This window comes from Ruegeria sp. CH8, from assembly GCF_056536985.1.
In genome coordinates this window covers 1-1,128 of sequence record NZ_JBQFQR010000080.1, presented here as the reverse complement: position 1 = coordinate 1,128, position 1,128 = coordinate 1, and the positions used below count along the sequence as shown (strand labels likewise).

Here is a 1,128-nt window from a genome sequence, read left to right as displayed (position 1 = left end):
CCACGGTCTGCAGCAACCGCGCCCCTCGGTTCTCGCCATAAACATCATAATCACCCGCAGGCGTCGACAAGGTCAGAAACGCATCACTGCCAGAGGTGCCCAATCCAGAACTGACCTCTCCTGGTCCCGCAAACGCCCAGATTGGGTCAAGGGTTGTTGCTGAGAAGTCATCCGAAGTACCGGAACCGGGGGGGGCAGTTACTGTGACCGTCACGGTTGCGGTGTCAGTGTCTGTGCCATCGGTGACTGTATAAGTAAAACTGTCTGCTCCGGTGAACCCTGCATTGGGCGTATAAGTCAGCGTTCCGTCACCATTATCTGTCACTGAGCCATTGGCCGACTGGGTGAAGCTGTCCAGGCTCAGCGGGTCACTGTCAGGGTCGTTGTCATTGGCCAGCAGATCCGCCGCCACATTGATAGCCAGAGCCGTATCCTGACCCGTCGACAACCCGTCATCTACCGCGTCCGGAACCGCGTTGCCCGGAGGCGTGCCGGTCACCGTGACCGTCACGGTTGCGGTGTCAGTGTCTGTGCCATCGGTGACTGTATAAGTAAAACTGTCTGCTCCGGTGAACCCTGCATTGGGCGTATAAGTCAGCGTTCCGTCACCATTATCTGTCACTGAGCCATTGGCCGACTGGGTGAAGCTGTCCAGGCTCAGCGGGTCACTGTCAGGGTCGTTGTCATTGGCCAGCAGATCCGCCGCCACATTGATAGCCAGAGCCGTATCCTGACCCGTCGACAACCCGTCATCTACCGCGTCCGGAACCGCGTTGCCCGGTGCACTGTTGCCGTCCTCATTTGCTAGCGGATCGGCTGAGGTCTCAAAATAATCCACCTGCGCGGTAAAGCCCGTCGCATTGCCGGTATTGCCCGCGAACACACCCACAGCGGAGACAGCCAGCACATGGCCAAAGCTTCCGGCGGTGGTCCAGTTCTCTCCGTCAGTTGAGTAACGGAAAGTCCAAATATCACCGGAGCGGGTGAGTTCCAGGTAAGGGGCGCTGCCACCGGGGATCACCACGTTGAATGCAGGCGAGGAGTTTCCATTGACGGTGATTGCCGCAAAGGCCCTCAGGTTGTTGCCGTCAGAATAGGTATCAAAGCGCAGCCAGTTGTCCGCGTCCT

The 1,128-nt window shown here is 58.4% G+C and carries 1 protein-coding gene; it reads right to left on the bottom strand.

The window, feature by feature from the left end; genetic code table 11:
- The coding region (locus tag ACR0ER_RS25595) for a cadherin-like domain-containing protein (protein ID WP_480771272.1) at positions 1-1,128 on the bottom strand (1,128 nt) is incomplete at both ends.